The following is a 17,291-nucleotide window of genomic DNA, read 5'->3' on the forward strand; positions in this document are numbered from 1 at the left end:
AATCTAAACGAAACTTTATGAATAATCAATTTCTTGTTAAAAGTACTATGGCAGAGCTGCGAGCTTTGACATCATCTGAAATTTCGGATCTTGTAAATGATATCTATGATGGAGTGATTTTATTAGGTTATTATGAACGTGGTGATACGCCTGCACCAATATTATATTATAAAAGTTCAACTTCCAAAGTTGATGATAGTGGTAGTGTAATTGTAGTAAATAACTTTAAGTTGGAACATAAATTTTCTGATAAAGTTAATGTATCTTATTTCGGTGCAAGAGGAAATGGCATCAGTGACGATACGGTCCCTATTCAGAAGGCAGTGAATTTAGGTAAAGATATCGAATTCTTGAAAAATAAAAATTATAAGGTAACAGCCTGTGCAATGGGTAGGCCAATAACTGCAACTGGTTATTTAGTAGGTGAGGGTGGTGTTGCACTATCATCTAATACAATTGTTTATGGTAATAATGCAAAAATTACAGCATTTGCTGATTATAATCAGCCGGCTTACAATATTTTTCGAATTGAAAATATAGAAAATGTGATTGTTAAGGATCTGGAGTTAATTGGTGATAGAAATTCGCACACAGGAACGCTTGGTGAATGGGGTTATGGAATCGCAGTTTTAGGTTCAAGAAATATATTGTTAAACAATGTAGTTTCAAAAAACATGTGGGGTGATGGAGTTAACATACAGATGCTTAACGCAAATCAAGCAGGAGTTACTCAAGACACACATTGTAGCAATGTGACTTTAGAAAATTGTATTTTCAGCAATAACCGACGTCAGGGTTTATCCATTGAGGACGGGTCAACCATTAGAGTTTCAGGTTGCACTTTCGATAAATCAAATGGAAAAGCACCACAGTGTGGGATTGATATTGAACCCATTGTTGCGGGACGCGCATTTGTCGACGGAGTCACCATAGAAGATTGTATGTTTTCAGATAATGAAAATTCTGGAATTTTGATGGAATCCTTAAATGGCCCCATTTCAAATGTTACCATTCAAAACTGCTTTTTTCATCATAAAAAAGCAAAAATTTCAAATGCAGTTTATATTGGTATAAATACTTCAAGAAATAATTTGAACACAAAGATTCTTGGAAATACTTTTGATAAGAGTTTAGATCGGAGTCTTTATATTACAGGAGGTATGTATATGGCAATAAGTGGTAATTATATCGCAAAAGAATTTATCGTAAACAGTACTGACACAAATTTACCTGAATTTTATACGGATAATCTAGTTATTGATAATAATACCCTATTATCAGGACTGACTTTAGAGTCGGGTGTTAGAAAGGTTACCATATCCAATAATAAGATTGAGAGCCCCATCCGACCAAATACTTCTTCTATAGGTATTTTTAATAAATCCCAACGACTGATTGCAAATAATAATGAATTTAATAATTGTGAGACTGGTATACATTCTTATAATACAACTACAACTTCAGCAATCATCAATGAAAACATTTTTAAAAATATTAATATAGGTGTAGTGGCACAACTGAATTCAAAAATAATAAGTAATCAGTTCATTAATACTGGGATTAATAAGACATCTGGGTATGGAGAGTGCATTTCATTAGAACTAGGTTGTCATAATCTTTATATCAGTAACAATCATTCTCTATTGGATCAGAGTGAGGCAACGAAAGTAATCCAAAGTTCAAGTTTTTCAGGAGTGACATTTATTGGCTTCAAATACAATAATAGCCAGTATAATTACCATTGTTTTATTGGGTATAATGTTATTGCCAATTTCCCTGTGGACCTATCCAAAACCAATGTTTCTCTATTACCAGAGGCAATTTCAGGAAATTTATCTAGGCGACAAATCCTGTTCAAGGATGAAAAAGGTGTTATTGTAACTAGTTCGAGTGCTTTATCTCCACAAGGGACAAAAGTTGGGGATTTCATTAGAGGTTCAGATAATAAGGTTTTTACTGTAATTACAGCACCTGTATTTTCAGGTATTGGAGATAATTTTACTGTTGTTACACAAGCAGTACTAAGAGAGTTAACGAATACAGTTTAAAGTATTAATGATAAGATCTAAAGTATAGGTTAAACTATAAGCGCATCAGTAATATGATGGCTTGGATGAGATTACAGTTTCAATCATTTTTTATAATGATTGAAATTGTAATTATTAAGGCTGAATTAAACGTAGGTAATTTGCATTTATCAAATAAGCTGTTGATAAAAGCATTTTTTTTCTTCAGCTAGCAGGTCTATCTATAAAAAAGGGTTTAAATCTTCCAATTCACCCCATAGAAGAGCCGATTGGGATGACCAGTCGGTTTTTTTCTGCCTTTGTTAATGATTTATCTGTTTTATCACCATCATTAACCATATATTTTGGATTCAAGCCTTAACTTTCATTTCCTATAGCTGGCTTAGGGGGGCAATGACAGGCTCTATGGGTTTTTTAGGAAGTCCTTTAGTTACTTCACCTACTTGGATTAGTGGTAGTATTAGTGACTATAAGGTCTCCGGCTTAGGAACTACAAATTTGATTGTTAGATGATTTGTTTATAGTTCTGGGGGAATAGGTCTTTTAAGTTTTTGTGGTTTATGGACGCTATATTCTGTCTTTAGGTAAAGTAGGTACAGAGACAACCTTTTTGGATACGATTACCTTCAACTATAACTAACGGGGCTGGTTGATCAAGAGCAGTTCACCGAAGTTCAGTCAGCAACTGAAATATTAGGATGGTACCGATCCACAATGGAACAGCAACATCAGCCAGCAGCTCTGGTGAGATGATGCAACACTTCCCAACACGTTCAGCTAAAGCTATGATAAGCACAAGTGTTAGCTATATATATGATGTCATAGGAACCAAACTTCAGAAAAAGTCTACCATTGGAACGATTAACAGTAGTCGTGACTATGTAAGGGGCATTGAGTATAAAGGTGCAGATATCGATATCATCCACAATGGAGTTGGATATGCCTTAAAAAGCGGAACGAACTATGTCTACCATTATAACCTTACGGATCATCTGGGCAATGTCAGGGCTATGCTCAAGCGAGGGGGCACAGCTACAGCAGTAGATGTGACGCAACGTGACAATTATTCATTAGAATTTAGATTTAATTGTATTCATGAGCTCGATACATTTGGATGTATCTCGGTTTTTATCCATTCGGGAAGCAAAAAGTTGTAGCTGGAGGAAATAACCGAAGAACGTAGTGATGAGTTCATTTGAGGCACTAAAAAGAAGATAAATAATACAAATAATAAGTAGCTTTATAACGGTAAAGAATCCCGGTATAGGGAACATGAGGACTATATAAAACAAATAATTACCGAATAAATTCAGGGCGAGCTTGGAGGTCAGTACGATTATTCGTTCTTTGATTTTCTTGTTAAGGTACTCATGAAATCACTTCGTTTGGTTACGGAGCAAGGTTCTACGACGCAGAGATAGGCAGGTGGAATGTGGTTGATCCGCTGGCGGAGGGGTATGCTTCTTATTCGCCTTACGCTTATGTACTTAATAGTCCGATAAACCTTATTGATCCCAACGGTATGTGGTCTTCTATACCGGGTGGTTATTATACCGATGATCCGAATGATTTTGTTGCGTTTCAACAGTATTACCAAAATCAAGGAGGTAATATGTTATGGGAAGAAATGTCCAATCATATTGAAAGTAGACCAAACTTTTCGATTCGTCTAAACGAGATTTTGGTTAATTCTACACAGAATTACTATAATGGTTCTTGGGTGCCAGAAGCTGAGTCTCAAGTGGCTTATTATTCGAGTAGATTAAGTAGCCAACAAGAAAATAAAGGAATTGAACGGTCAAATTTTTTAAGTGAAAATTGGAAAGATGTGGCTTTTATGGCAAATGATTTAGCTCAAGCATATGTTAAAGTAGGGACAACTTTTAAGATATCGGCAGGGTATAATTTATCGAATACAACAGTTCGACTTCCCTTTGGATTAACTGCAAGGATGAGTACTAAAGCAGTAGGAGTTGTTGCAAATTCGGGGAAATTTATAGCTAATGCAGCACCTTGGGTTGCTGCAGGAGGAATAGCATATGGTTTATTGGCGGAAAGGCAATTTACTGCAGGGGATCTTTATCAGTCAATAGTTACTGGAGCTTCAGTTGTGCCTGGTTGGGGATTAGTCGTGGGGGGAGGAGCATTGGCGTTGGAGGGAACCTCTTATTATTTTACAGGCAAGAGCGTTTCACATATTGTAAATAGACAACTTAATGGTGGTGTTATAATTAGTTGGTAATAATAAATTAATATATATGAAATTTCTAGAATACTTATACTTTAGAATGTATAAAGCTTATGATGAGAAAAATGATAGTCCAGTTACTCGATCCTTCATGTATTTAACACTTGTACAGCTTTTTATTCTAATTCCTCTAATAATATACCTGGAGAAATTATTAATTATTTCAAATATATTTCCAGAAATTTTTATATTTAAAATTATTAAGAGTAATTTATTTTTTTTTGCAATTATTATTTTAATTTTTTTATATACATATCTAATGTTTACTCGAAAACCTTTTTCTTATTATTTGGATAAGTTTTCTCAAAGTGCTATAAATAAATATGTCAAAATATGGATGTTGATAGTTTTTCCATTTCTTTTTTTATTTTTAACTATGATTTTTTATGTTCATCTATTTGGAGGAATGATATTAGGAAAGGAAATTATTGGAATATTTTCTAATTGATCTCTACCCAAAATCTGGTTAATTAAGTTTACTTTTAACATAGGAGGCAACGGTTTTTATTTTACGATTAAACCTAGCAAAACATGTGTAAAACACTTCTTTTTTATGACCTCCTCCCAAAAAACTAGAGTATTTAGAAGTAGAGAGTTGAGCTTGAATTACTAATTTTAAATAGGAGGAAAAGCGATCAAAATAATTTATGCTTCGCATGAGCGCTATTTATAATGGCAAAGAATCCCATTAAAGGGGACGTGATGGTTATATAAAACAAATAATTACCGAATAAATTCAGGGCGAGCTTGGAGGCCAGTATGATTATTTGTGCTTTGATTTTCTAGTTAAGGTACTCATGAACTCACTTCTTTCACTTACATGTTCGATTGAATGATGTTTTATTTAGTATTATAAACTAAATTAATTAGTTTTTATAAATATTGTTTTGTATCTTTAGTGTAATAACCAATTCACTGAATTTATGAATTCAAGACAGACTGATCCAGGCATTATTCCGCGTAAGCAGAATGATGAGTTGCTCAAAGGCGTATTCGAGGAAAATTTTCATGATTTTTTACTTTTTATGTATCCAAATGCAAAAGAGTTATTTGATTTTGATCGTGGATTCTCCTTTAAGAATAAGGAGCTATTTAAGATTATCCCTGACCGTGAGCGTTCAGATGGTAAGCGTATCGCAGATTTACTAGCGAAAGTTTACCTGAAAGATGGCACGGAGAAGTGGATTATGGTGCATACCGAGATTGAAGGAGGTAATAGTTGCGATTTTGCGCATCGTATTTTTCAATATCACTACCGTATTCGTGATAAGTTTGACGTACCTGTGGAGACCATTGCAGTCTTTACTGGTGACCGCAAGCAGCGTAGGCCTTGTGAATATTTGGAACAGGGGATACACACCTCTATACATTTCAAATACCTGTCCTATCAAATTTTTGACAACTCGGCGACAGAACTTCTAGATCTTGACAATATCTTTGCTTATATTGTAGTAGCCTGTCAAAAGGCATTACTAGAAGGTAAGGTTGCAGAAGAGGAGTTGGCAGAAGATCGAAGCACGATCGTTCGCGCACTATTGGCGAGTAAGAAATATGATAAAGAGCGTATTATGCATTTTTTATTTTTCTTAAAAAGCTTTATCTTTATACAAGATGAAACAATAAACAATAATTTTGATTCATATATTTACCAAGTGTCTGGAGGCGCTATCAACATGGGAGTTATAGAAATAATTAAAAAACAAGAAAGAGAAGCTGGAATGTCGGCTGGAATGTCAGCTGGAATTGAGAAAGGGCTCGAAGAGCGCGCTAAGATTGTTGCAGAAAAGAAAAGGATTGCAGAGGAAAAGCATTCATTAGAATTGAAACTTCAAACGATATTGGAAGAAGCTCATAAGCAAGCATGCCATTCAGCTCGCATGATGCTTGAAGTAGGTGTTGATAAAGAGAAAATTGCTAAAGCTACTGGCCTTTCAATAACTGAAATTGAGAAGTTATAATAAGAATACGATAAGATATATTGAACCGATTGTGACCAGTCGGTTTTTTTGTGTCTTTGTAATTGATTTATCTGTTTTATCGAGACTGTAACGCAAACTGTGTCAACGGAATAATTTGATAAGATTTTATATATTTAATTATTCAAAGGGTATGGTCATGAAAGACGAGATTTCATTCGTGTTCGTTATTAGTTGAATTCAAGAGGGCTTCGCCGTATTGAATGGTTCAAAGAGGAAACTATGCAAGGTCTTTATAACGGAAGGTGTTTTAAACCAGATTGCTGTCCCTTCAAAAAACTGAAGTATTAACAAGTAGAAAATTGATAATAATGAGAGCTGCAAAGTCATTTTAAGCAAAGGATACAGTCAATCAAGAATTGGGCTTGCGTTATGACGGGGCTTGGTAATCTTACGGAGTACAAATAATATTCAAAATGTAATCAAAATTGATTACATTTGTTTTATGGAAAGAAGTTTAGAACGATTTAAAGGGATTCATCCTGGTATTATCTTAGAAAGAGAACTTAAGAAGCGTGCCATTAAACCAAGTCCGTTTGCACTTTCTATAGATACGCACAGACAGATTTTCAATGCGATCATTAAAGGCAAGCGAGGGATTCCAGTACCTTTGTCATTGAAGGTTGATAAAGCGCTAGGTATTGAAGAGGGAACTTTTGCCTTGCTGCAAACATATTATGATATTGAAAGGGCTAAAGACACTTTTTTACATGGCGAAAAACCAAATTTGAATATCTTACGAAAAATTCTTTTTTGGGATACAGATATGAATAAAATTGATTGGCAAAAACAATCTAAAGCAGTTATTCAACGTGTTTTTGAACGTGGTAGTCAAGAAGAGCAAAATGAGATAACAAGGTTTTATGGAGATAATAAGATTCAAAACGCTTTGGTTGAACGAATAACAGAACCAATGTCATTACATAAACATTAACGTGTGCACATATGTTATACTACAATACAGTTAATGAGCTGTTAAGAAGTACATTATTGACATTGATGAAAGCAAATGAATTTTCGTCTTTTCGTTTGGTGGGAGGTACTGCTTTAAGCTTGCATTTGGGGCATAGAGAATCTATTGATATTGATCTTTTCTCCGATGTCCAATATGGAATTTTAGATTTTGATTCAATTGACAATTACTTAAAGAGTTCATTTCCTTACGTAGATTATTTGTCAAATATTACTCCTGCAATGGGGAGGTCTTATACGATTGGGACTGATATTGGTAATTCTGTTAAACTAGATATTTTTTACACTGATTCTTTTATTCAAGATTTCGTTGAAGAGGATAATATCCGTTTAGCATCAATTGAGGAAATTATAGCCATGAAAATAGATGTTATCCAAAGAGGTGGACGCAAAAAGGATTTTTGGGATCTGCATGAACTACTGGAGCAATATTCAATCTCAAAAATGATTGATTTACATGAACAACGTTACCCATATTCTCAGGATAGAAGCCAAATATTGAAAAATCTAATAAAATTCGAAAACGCAGATAACGATTTTGACCCTATATGTTTTAAAGGTAAATACTGGGAGTTTATTAAAGCTGATTTTGAGGAGGCAATAAATGGAATTGCAACTTAACATAAAATTCTTTATTTCGTAAATCTGTCTCCACTCAAAGGTAGCAACTCCAGTTTTTGGTGTAGCAGCAGGTGCTGCTTTTATTCCAGTTGTAGGTTGGGGAGTAGCCACAGGGATAGGTGTGGCTGATTATATTTGGGGAGACAAGTTTTACAATTATGTTGAAAATCGAATGCGATAAAAATATTTATGAGAGTATATAATTATTTGTTTTACAAAAGTTATCAATTAGCTGTCCGGTCAAAAAACTTTGATGACATGCCTGCCTTAGGCGGAATTATTTTTGTAGTTGTATGTATAATGTTTAATATCTTCACGATTTCATTTGTCTTAGAGGGCTTCGGGGTTATTTATATTTCTTTTAAGAAGGAATATAAATATCCTTTCGCATTAGTACTGGTACTTTTAATTTTGATGTATTATTTCCTTAATGGTCGCTATAAGAATATTGTAAAGGAATATGAGAACAGAGAAAGAGAATTGGGTAAAGGTATTCACCCAATTTTTGTAATCATTGTATATTACATAATTAGCTTTGGTTTGATGCTATTAGCAGGCTTGTTTAAGAATGGTGACTGGATATTTTCGTAATGATGTGAAAAGTAAAGAAAGCAAAAGAGGGTGTCTAAAAGCATCTTCTTTTGTTTGTGTCAGTTTTTCGTAACCGCCCGGTTTAGCGCATCTTGACAACTTTTGTATATCTTTTATTTTTGTTTCCATATGACAATGAATATGGAACAAAAAAAGAGATGCACTTTACGTATCCAGCCTAGGAACTACATATTTGATTGTTCGATGAATTTTTTATAGTTCTGCGGGAATAGGTCTTTTAAATTTTTGTGGTTTATGGACGCTATATTCTGCCGGTTATGCTTTAGCCAATTGAAAGGATTGACCTCATGTTTTTTGCAGGTAGCGAAGAACGAATAGATCATTGCTGCACGCCTGGCCGCCTCAGGGCTTCCTGCAAAGAGGTAGTTTTTGCGTCCTAGCTTATGTAAAGCTTTACATAAAATGGGGCGGTGATATTACTGACCTCCTCCCAATTTCAGGGACATTGTAAAGTAGAAAAATTTGCTATTTTGACCTGATTTTCAATAAACATTTCAGGTGTTAAATCCCCTAAACTGACCTCCTCCCAATTTCAGGGACATTGTAAAGTAGAAAAATTTGCTATTTTGACCTGATTTTCAATAAACATTTCAGGTGTTAAATCCCCTAAACAGCTATGGGGTCTGAAGGTGTTATATTCGTCTCTCCAGTCTTCAATTTTCTGCTTGGCATCCTCCAACGAAAGGAACCAATTGGTGTTTAAGCATTCGTCACGAAAGCTTCCGTTGAACGACTCAATATACGCATTATCCGTTGGTTTTCCAGGTCTTGAAAAGACAAGTTCAACTTTTTGTTCGTAGGCCCACCTGTCCATTTCTTTTGATATAAACTCAGACCCATTATCCACTTGAATTTTCTTTGGCTTAGTTCCTTTAAACAACCTCAGTTCTTCCAGAACTTCTACAACCTGATAACCTTTTATACCCTGTCCAACATGGATTGCCATGCATTTGCGACTATAATTATCCACTATAGTTAAGCAACGGATTTTCTTCCCATCGAACAGTGCATCTGCTACGAAGTCCATGCTCCAGCAGTCATGTAAATTGGAAAACGAAGGTCTTTCAGAACGATGAGAGGCTGCTCTGCAGCGTCTCGGGCGTTTACTCCTTAAGTTCAGACCTTCTTCCTTATAGATCCGATATACACGTTTATGGTTGTCAGACCAGCCTTCGCGACGTAAAAGAATATAGACGCGCCAAAGTCCATAACGTACCCGTGTTTCGGCTATATTACGTATCCTTATACGTAATGGAAGATCTTCGCGACGGTGGGTCTTATAGTACCAAACAGAAGTACTTAGTAGTGATACCTCGCATGCTTTCCGTAATGAAACCCGATAGTCCGCAACTAATCCCTTCACTATTTTTCTTCGTTGGGAAGGTCTCAATACTTTTTTTTTAACACATCCTGCAACATCTGTTTATCCAAACTCAGATCGGCAACAAGCTTTTTCAGCTGAGCATTTTCTTCTTCAAGCTGGCGCAGTTTTCGAAGTTCTGAAACTCCTAGGCCACCGTACTTCTTCTTCCAATTGTAAAATGTAGCCTCGCTGATGCCCATCTTGCGACAGACTTCCTCCACCCGGGTGCCCGTCTCGGATTGTTTGATCGCAAAGGCGATCTGAGCTTCGGTAAACTTCGATCTTTTCATCGTTTTTCCTCCTATTTAAAATTAGTAATTCTATCCCGAATTCTCTACTTTTAAATGCTCCAGTTTTTTGGGAGGAGGTCAAAACAGCTATGGGGTCTGAAGGTGTTATATTCGTCTCTCCAGTCTTTAATTTTCTGCTTAGCATTCTCCAACGAAAGGAACCAATTGGTGTTTAAGCATTCGTCACGAAAGCTCCCATTGAACGACTCAATATACGCATTATCTGTTGGTTTTCCAGGTCTTGAAACTTTCATTTCCTTCAGCTGGATTAAATAATAAGCCTACAATAGGACGGGGCGCGGATCTATAGAGAAAACGAAGCGGAAAATATAATATTAGATTTATTCTATTGAAAATAAACTTATTATATCGCGAGTGCCATTTAGCGTTGCTGAACATCATTCTGTTTTCTTATATAGCGCTTCTCTGTAGTCCACTCCCCATTTTGCGATTTCATCAATAATGGGTTCTAATGTTTGACCATATTCGGTCACCTCGTATTCTACGGTAATGGGTTTTGTGTTCATCACCGTACGGCTGATCAAATGGTTCATTTCCATATCCTGCAACTCTTTAGATAACATTTTGGCTGCGATACCGTCGACTTCACGTAGCAGATCCATAAAACGCATTTTACCGCCTACCATGAGGGTACCTAGAATGTGGAATTTCCATTTCCCAGATAATATTTCCATCGTATCTTTTATAGCAATCATGCGTGCTTTACAGACGGGTTTATCCTTTAATGTTGGACTTTTCTTCATCTTATTTAACTGAATGACAAAATTACGTCGTAAAATTACCGATTCTGTAGTTAGTTTCCTATAGGAAACCAGTTTCAAAAAGGAAACTGATGACGATAGTAAACTATCACTATGTTACTTTTGCACAAGATTTAATTAAAAGAAATTATATAAAAATGAAAAAATTATCAGTTTTAGCAGTATTGGCTTCTGTAATATTAGCTTCTTGTGGTGGTGCAAACGGTGATAAAGCACAAACGGGAACAGAGCAACAAGTAGCGGAACAACAGGGTACAACTTTTAATGTTGATTCAACGAGTTCAATTATATGGAAAGGTTACCATAAAGGTGGTTTCGATCCAAGATTTGGTACTTTGAACAGTGAAGGTACAGTATCTGTTGCAGATGGTGCAATCACAGGTGCAACGATTACGATCGATATGAACTCTGTAAAAACAGATGAAAGTGCAGTGGATCCAGCAAAAACAGGTGGTAAAACAGCGGCTGATCTAGATGGTCACTTGAAAACTGGTGACTTCTTTGAAGTTGAAAAATACCCAACTGCTAAATTTGAAATTACTGCTGTAACGGCTTTTGATGCTGCTAAAGATAAAAGTGTGATCGCTGATGCTACGAATATCATCAGTGGAAACTTAACGATCAAAGATAAAACAGTGAATGTTACTTTCCCTGCGAAAGTAAGCGTAACAGAAAATGAAGTTACGGTACAATCTAAATTTACGATCAACAGACAAGATTGGGGATTGGCATACGGAACAGAGGGTGACCCTAAAGATTGGATGATCTCTCAAGAAGTGGATATGGAGTTGAATATCAACGCTAAAAAATAATAAATTAACGAATGCGCAGGTAATGATAACATGCAAACAGCATAATTATCTTACTTAATACCTGCCTTTTAGCAAAAATGAACCGTTATGGGCCATCGCCTGTAACGGTTTTTTTGTATATTAGTTTTGCCATCTAGCTTGAAAATGGCTCTACTTAAATCAATATCTTATAATCATGCATACTTATTATGAAAAGACAAGAATGCCGAGAACGATGCTGGTCATACTCGTATTTCAGTTCCTATTACTCATGCTCCTCTATATAAGGGATAGGGAGAATCAGTCTTTTATGATTATTGCTCTAATAATTGGCTTATTAGTATTTTTTTTATGGTTTAGCAGTCTTAGTTTGAAAATAGATAGCGAAGCAATTGCTTACCGGTTTACACCCTTTATTTCAAATCGGATACCCTGGCATAACATCAAATATACTGAAGTAATAAAACTGGAAGCTTTGCAAGATTTTGCTGGTTGGGGTATTCGACATTCAAAAAAATACGGATGGGCCTATATTACTGATGCTGAATATGGGCTTTTTATCGAAAGAAAGGATGGAAAGAAAATGACTATAGCCATCAAGGATAAAGATGCACTCGAAAAATGTCTAAAAGAAAATATGCTTTTAGATGTGTACAGTAGTTGATTACAGAGTTTTTATAATCAGTAATCTACTGCTGATCATCTTTGGACAACTCCTTAAAAGTTAGCTGGCAGGATGTCCATATCTCGATGGAAGTTAGTCCATCGACGACTTCAAATTGTCTCCCAGACACTGAATCCCACCTTTTTTCATGACAGCGCAGGATAGTATCGCTTGATTTATTTATATATTTATCATTTAGAACTATACCATTATGAAACCTAGTCCAGTGATTATTTGCCTGTTATTTTTAATAACCTGTTTTCCTGAAATTCATGCACAAACCAAATTAAGCGACCAGCATGATCAAATCAGTCCGTTAACGACTGCCTTTGTCTATCCCGAGCGTATCGTATGGAAGGAGGGGAACGTGATGCACGACGAATACTTACTCCGAAAAGGTAATGGCCAAGCAAATCTTCATAATCCACATACCGTTATTTTAAAAAATGATCAAGATCATCGTAAAAGTAGTGTATTGCTAGACTTTGGTAAGGAAATGAACGCTTCACTTGATATCATTACGGGCATGTGGGGAGGTAATAATCTGCCGAAAAGTGTACGCATCCGATTTGGTGAATCTGTAAGTGAAGCGATGTCGGAAATTGGCGTCAAAGGAGCGACAAATGACCATGCCTTACGTGATTTTACGATGCAAGTGCCTTGGCTAGGTCGTAACCGTTCTGGAGAATCTGGATTCAGATTTGTCCGTATTGATTTTCTAGAACCTAATGCTGAGTTACATTTAAGAGAGGTACGAGCTGTTGCTACTTATCGCGATGTCCCGTATTTAGGGAGTTTTAAAAGTAGTGATGAAAGACTTAATAAAATATGGGAGGTGGGGGCTTATACCGTACACATCAATATGCAAGATTATTTATGGGATGGGATAAAAAGAGACCGCCTGGTTTGGGTCGGAGATCTTCATCCTGAAGTGGCAACCGTAAATGCCGTATTTGGCTTTAACGATGTTGTACCTAAGAGTCTAGATCTGGCGAAAGAATCGACTCCGCTGCCAAGTTGGATGTCTGGACACAGTAGTTACTCGATGTGGTGGATCATCTTACATTATGATTGGTATATGAATCATGGCAATAAAGCCTATCTAGCAGAGCAACAAGGTTATTTACAAGGATTGGTCAAGCAGATCATTGGAAAGGTTGTCGATGGTACAGAACAGATGGATGGTGCTCGATTTTTAGATTGGCCATCAAGTGAAGATAGTATTGCTGTCCACGCAGGTCTTCAGGCACTAACCATTAAATCACTGGAAAACGCTTCTTTTCTTTTTGAAGTTTTAAATGACCGCAGCTCAAAAAAATTATGTGATGAAACTGTTGCTGAAATGCGGAAAAAAGTTCCGGCTCATAACAATTCGAAACAAGCGGCTGCATTGCTATCATTAGTGGGATTGATGGATGCAAACACTGCGTATACAGATGTACTCGCAGTGGGTGGCGCCAAGAATTTCTCAACCTTCTATGGTTATTACATGCTTGAAGCGATGGCGAAAGCGGGTAAATACCAAGAGGCAATGGACATCATTTCGACTTATTGGGGTGCGATGCTGGATTTGGGAGCGACTACATTTTGGGAAGATTTTAATATGGATTGGCTGCCCAATGCTGCGCGCATAGACGAATTGGTTCCAGAGGGGAAAACAGATATACATGCTGATTTTGGTGCTTATTGTTACCTTGGTCTACGCCACAGTCTAGCACATGGATGGGCTTCAGGTCCAACGGCTTGGATGTCTTCACATATACTCGGGATTCAGGTGGCTGAACCAGGGGGAAAGGTCTATACGGTAAAACCTCATCTCGGTGATCTGACTTGGGCGGAGGGAACTTTCCCGACACCATATGGGCTGATACACGTGAAGCATGTAATGGAAAATGGTCGTGTAAAATCGGTCATTAAAGCACCTAAAGAAGTTAAGATTATACAATGAAGTACTTCATCAATTTAAAAAAATCAACCGCCTTTCATTTGGCAATAGGAAATATTCAAATCAACATGTAATCGCATATGAATTCAAAATTTAGCATCAAGTTATTGTTCGTTACGAAGTGTCTGCTACTTTGTTTGGTAACTTCTGTATGTGCAGAAATTACGCCCACTTACCTGCGAACTGAATATAAAGTAGATCCTTTTATTGATGAACTGAGTCCGCGTTTAAGTTGGGAACTGCAATCAAAAGAATTTAGTCAATACCAATCGGCTTATCGGATTTTAGTGGCCAGTTCTTTGGAAAATTTAAATAAAAATAAGGGTGACCTCTGGGATACGGGTGAAATAAAAGGACAGCAGATGAATCAGATACATTATGCTGGTAAAACCTTAAGTTCTGAAAAAAAGGTATGGTGGAAAGTGAAAGTGTGGGATGCTGATGGAAAGGAGGGTGCATGGAGTACTGCAGCTACCTGGGAGATGGCTAAGCTGCAAGCAGCAGAATGGAAAGCCAAATGGATAGGTGCAGATTTAAATCATTTGGCTCAAGTTGGTGCCTATCATTTGCCGCCATCACCTTATTTAAGAAAACAAGTGAGTGTAACTAAAAAGGTGAAATCGGCGCGGTTGTATATCAGTTCGCTTGGTTTACATAATTTTTATATCAATGGTGAAAAAGTGGGGAGTGATTATTTTGCTTCAGGTTGGACGGATTATGATAAGCGTGTGTATTACAACGTCTATGATGTAACCGATAAAGTAAAGAAGGGACAGAATGCTTTCGGAGCAACACTTGCCAATGGTTGGTATGCCGGATATTTGGGTTATGCGCTACTTGTAGGCTCGCCAGAGGTAAACCGCTTCTATGGTGATTTTCCATTGCTGAAGGCACAGGTCGATGTACGCTATGAAGATGGGTCGAAAGAAGTTTTTGCTACAGATCGGAGCTGGAAGATTGATACTGGTGCCGTATTGGAAGCGGATATGCTACAAGGTGAAACGTATGATGCGCGAAAAGAGCCTGCTAATTGGAATAAAGTTGGATTTGATGATAAGCAATGGAGCGAGGTACAGGAAGTGGCTAATAAGGATGGACAGGCATTACAGCTGTATCCAGGTCAACCCGTTCGGGTTGTTGAAGAATTGGCTGCAAAATCCATTAAAAAAATTGCTAAGGACAAATATATCGTAGACTTTGGTCAAAATTTTGCAGGTATTGTTCGACTTAAATTAAAAGGAAATGTGGGGGACAGTGTGGTGTTACGCTATGGTGAAATGTTGCACCCGGATGGTACTTTAATGACCGAAAATCTAAGAAAAGCAAGGGCTACGGATACGTATGTTTTTAAGGGTGAAGCAACAGAGGAGCGCTGGAGTCCCAGTTTTACTTTTCACGGTTTTCAATTTGTTGAAGTATCGGGATTAAAACAAGACCCAGATTTAGATTTCTTGACTGGTTTGGCCTTAAGTTCTGATTTAGCACAAGTGGGGAGCTTTACTTCAGACAATAGCATGCTCAATCAATTGTATAGCAATATCGTATGGACACAGCGCGCCAACTACTTGGATATTCCTACGGATTGTCCCCAAAGAGACGAACGATTGGGTTGGACGGGAGATGCACAGGTTTACATGCGTTCGGCAATCTATAATGCTGATGTCGCTTCATTCCATAAAAAATGGATACGGGATCTGAACGATGCGCAGTGGTCTAATGGCGCTTTTCCTATCTATGCACCCATGCCGGTCAATGCAGCGGGGGTGGCGGCTATTCGGGCTACAGATAGTTTTTCTCCTGGTTGGTCTGAGGCAGGTATAATCTGTACATATGAGATTTTTAAAGCGTATGATGACCGTGATATTGTGAAGGAATCGTTGCCCTATATGATGAAATTCATGTCTTTCTTGAAGCGTAGAGCTCAGGATAATGTGCTCAAGGAAGGTGCATTTGATGATGTTGATCCGAAAGGTGGATTTGGCGATTGGTTATCTATCGGTGATAAGACTAGTCCGGATTTGGTAGCGAGTATATATTATTTTTATTGCGCGAGATTAATGGCGGATATGTGTGAGGCTATCGGTGAAAAGGAGCTGTCCACTTCATTTGAGCAGGAGGCGTCGGTTATGCGGGCAGGATTTAAAAAACATTATTTAGGGAGCGATAATAAATTGAAGACGAATAATGCGGCTTATGGTGACGGACAGGGGTATGTAGAAGGGGGAAATGGATTTTATGGACATACGCAAACAGCATATGCCAACGCAATCTATTCGGGGATATTTGAAGGTGAGGACCTCAGAATTGCTGGAAATCATTTAAGGCAGCTTGTCGCCAATAATGGTGATAAACTAACAACAGGTTTTTTAGGATTTAAACCATTATTGCCAGCACTTTCCGCTACTGGATCGGTAGATAAAGCATATAAACTATTGTTAAGTACAGAATACCCGTCTTTGGGCTATGAGGTGGCCAACGGTGCAACCTCAATATGGGAGCGCTGGGATAGTTACACGCAGGATGAGGGCTTCGTTCATAACGCTGCCATGAACTCTTTCAGCCATTATGCTTTTGGCTCTGTGAATGAGTGGATGTTTGAGCATATGGTCGGTATCAGCGCATTGGAAAGAGGTTACAGTACGTTTGTGATTAAGCCCGAAATCCCAACGGGAGATTTGGCCATTAGGCAAGTAAAGGGAGCATATCATTCCATTGCAGGTAAAATCAGATCTGAATGGGATTATTCGGGACCGGTTAAACTCCATACGCTTGAGGTTCCGGTCAATACAACAGCCTATTTTTATGTTAAAGCTCCTGCAGATCAAATTTACATCAATGGAACATTGTTGTCCAAAAGCGACTTTGTCCAGGATATAAAAGAAGAGGAAGGCTATCTTAAGCTTCGTATAGGTTCTGGGATATATCAAATCGAGATAAAAGATATCTCTTAAGGACGCGCAGCATTTTTATATCAAAAAAGGAGCTATCTCGCAAAAGATA

The 17,291-nt window shown here is 37.3% G+C and carries 13 protein-coding genes and 2 pseudogenes; 11 read left to right on the forward strand and 4 right to left on the reverse strand.

What is annotated here, in order from left to right:
- The first annotated feature begins 17 nt into the window (after positions 1 to 17).
- From KO02_RS09110 to KO02_RS09145, 7 genes are all read left to right on the forward strand, one after another.
- Complete coding sequence (locus KO02_RS09110) at positions 18 to 2,048, forward strand: right-handed parallel beta-helix repeat-containing protein (protein ID WP_038697702.1); 2,031 nt, start codon at positions 18 to 20, stop codon at positions 2,046 to 2,048.
- A 677-nt stretch (positions 2,049 to 2,725) separates the two neighbouring features.
- Complete coding sequence (locus KO02_RS09115) at positions 2,726 to 3,184, forward strand: hypothetical protein (protein ID WP_038697704.1); 459 nt, start codon at positions 2,726 to 2,728, stop codon at positions 3,182 to 3,184.
- Positions 3,185 to 3,459: 275 nt separating this feature from the next.
- Positions 3,460 to 4,269 carry a hypothetical protein gene (locus tag KO02_RS24110; RefSeq protein WP_235212375.1) on the forward strand — a complete coding sequence of 270 codons (810 nt, stop codon included), beginning with the start codon at positions 3,460 to 3,462 and terminating at the stop codon, positions 4,267 to 4,269.
- 929 nt (positions 4,270 to 5,198) lie between these two features.
- A complete protein-coding gene (locus tag KO02_RS09130; protein ID WP_051959837.1) occupies positions 5,199 to 6,233 on the forward strand; it encodes a hypothetical protein in 1,035 nt (344 codons plus the stop codon).
- Between the two features lie 463 nt (positions 6,234 to 6,696).
- On the forward strand, positions 6,697 to 7,185 hold the full coding sequence (locus KO02_RS09135) for a transcriptional regulator (protein ID WP_038697709.1): 489 nt from the start codon (positions 6,697 to 6,699) through the stop codon (positions 7,183 to 7,185).
- Positions 7,186 to 7,250: 65 nt separating this feature from the next.
- Positions 7,251 to 7,844, forward strand: a complete 594-nt coding sequence (locus KO02_RS09140; RefSeq protein WP_235212376.1) for a nucleotidyl transferase AbiEii/AbiGii toxin family protein — start codon at positions 7,251 to 7,253, stop codon at positions 7,842 to 7,844.
- Between the two features lie 189 nt (positions 7,845 to 8,033).
- Positions 8,034 to 8,435: a hypothetical protein gene (locus tag KO02_RS09145; RefSeq protein WP_038697713.1), complete on the forward strand. Its 402-nt coding sequence runs from the start codon at positions 8,034 to 8,036 to the stop codon at positions 8,433 to 8,435.
- A 185-nt stretch (positions 8,436 to 8,620) separates the two neighbouring features.
- Here the strand turns inward: KO02_RS09145 and KO02_RS23245 are convergent.
- The 4 genes and pseudogenes from KO02_RS23245 to KO02_RS09160 all read right to left on the reverse strand — a co-directional run.
- A pseudogene (locus tag KO02_RS23245) lies at positions 8,621 to 8,836 on the reverse strand (IS66 family transposase); the annotation flags it as partial.
- A gap of 152 nt (positions 8,837 to 8,988) precedes the next feature.
- A protein-coding gene (locus KO02_RS23250; protein WP_410528205.1) for an IS3 family transposase occupies positions 8,989 to 10,109 on the reverse strand; the annotation gives its coding sequence in 2 pieces (ribosomal slippage) (positions 8,989 to 9,860 and positions 9,860 to 10,109; 1,122 coding nt in all).
- Between the two features lie 50 nt (positions 10,110 to 10,159).
- Positions 10,160 to 10,357: pseudogene (locus KO02_RS23255) on the reverse strand (integrase core domain-containing protein); the annotation flags it as partial.
- A gap of 150 nt (positions 10,358 to 10,507) precedes the next feature.
- The gene (locus KO02_RS09160) at positions 10,508 to 10,873 is read right to left on the reverse strand and encodes a winged helix-turn-helix transcriptional regulator (RefSeq protein ID WP_038697717.1); all 366 of its coding nucleotides are present in this window, start codon (positions 10,871 to 10,873) and stop codon (positions 10,508 to 10,510) included.
- A gap of 155 nt (positions 10,874 to 11,028) precedes the next feature.
- Here KO02_RS09160 and KO02_RS09165 point away from each other — a divergent pair, with 155 nt between their 5' ends.
- The 4 genes from KO02_RS09165 to KO02_RS09180 all read left to right on the forward strand — a co-directional run bounded on the left by KO02_RS09165 (position 11,029) and on the right by KO02_RS09180 (position 17,242).
- Entirely contained in the window at positions 11,029 to 11,703 is a 675-nt protein-coding gene (locus KO02_RS09165) for a YceI family protein (protein ID WP_038697719.1), read from the forward strand.
- A gap of 175 nt (positions 11,704 to 11,878) precedes the next feature.
- The gene (locus KO02_RS09170; protein WP_038697721.1) at positions 11,879 to 12,346 is read left to right on the forward strand and encodes a hypothetical protein; all 468 of its coding nucleotides are present in this window, start codon (positions 11,879 to 11,881) and stop codon (positions 12,344 to 12,346) included.
- Positions 12,347 to 12,557: 211 nt separating this feature from the next.
- Positions 12,558 to 14,294 carry an alpha-L-rhamnosidase C-terminal domain-containing protein gene (locus KO02_RS09175; RefSeq protein ID WP_038697723.1) on the forward strand — a complete coding sequence of 579 codons (1,737 nt, stop codon included), beginning with the start codon at positions 12,558 to 12,560 and terminating at the stop codon, positions 14,292 to 14,294.
- Between the two features lie 77 nt (positions 14,295 to 14,371).
- Positions 14,372 to 17,242, forward strand: a complete 2,871-nt coding sequence (locus tag KO02_RS09180) for an alpha-L-rhamnosidase (protein ID WP_051959839.1) — start codon at positions 14,372 to 14,374, stop codon at positions 17,240 to 17,242.
- The last annotated feature ends 49 nt before the right edge of the window (positions 17,243 to 17,291 follow it).

Source organism: Sphingobacterium sp. ML3W, assembly GCF_000747525.1.
In the GTDB taxonomy this organism is placed as follows: domain Bacteria; phylum Bacteroidota; class Bacteroidia; order Sphingobacteriales; family Sphingobacteriaceae; genus Sphingobacterium.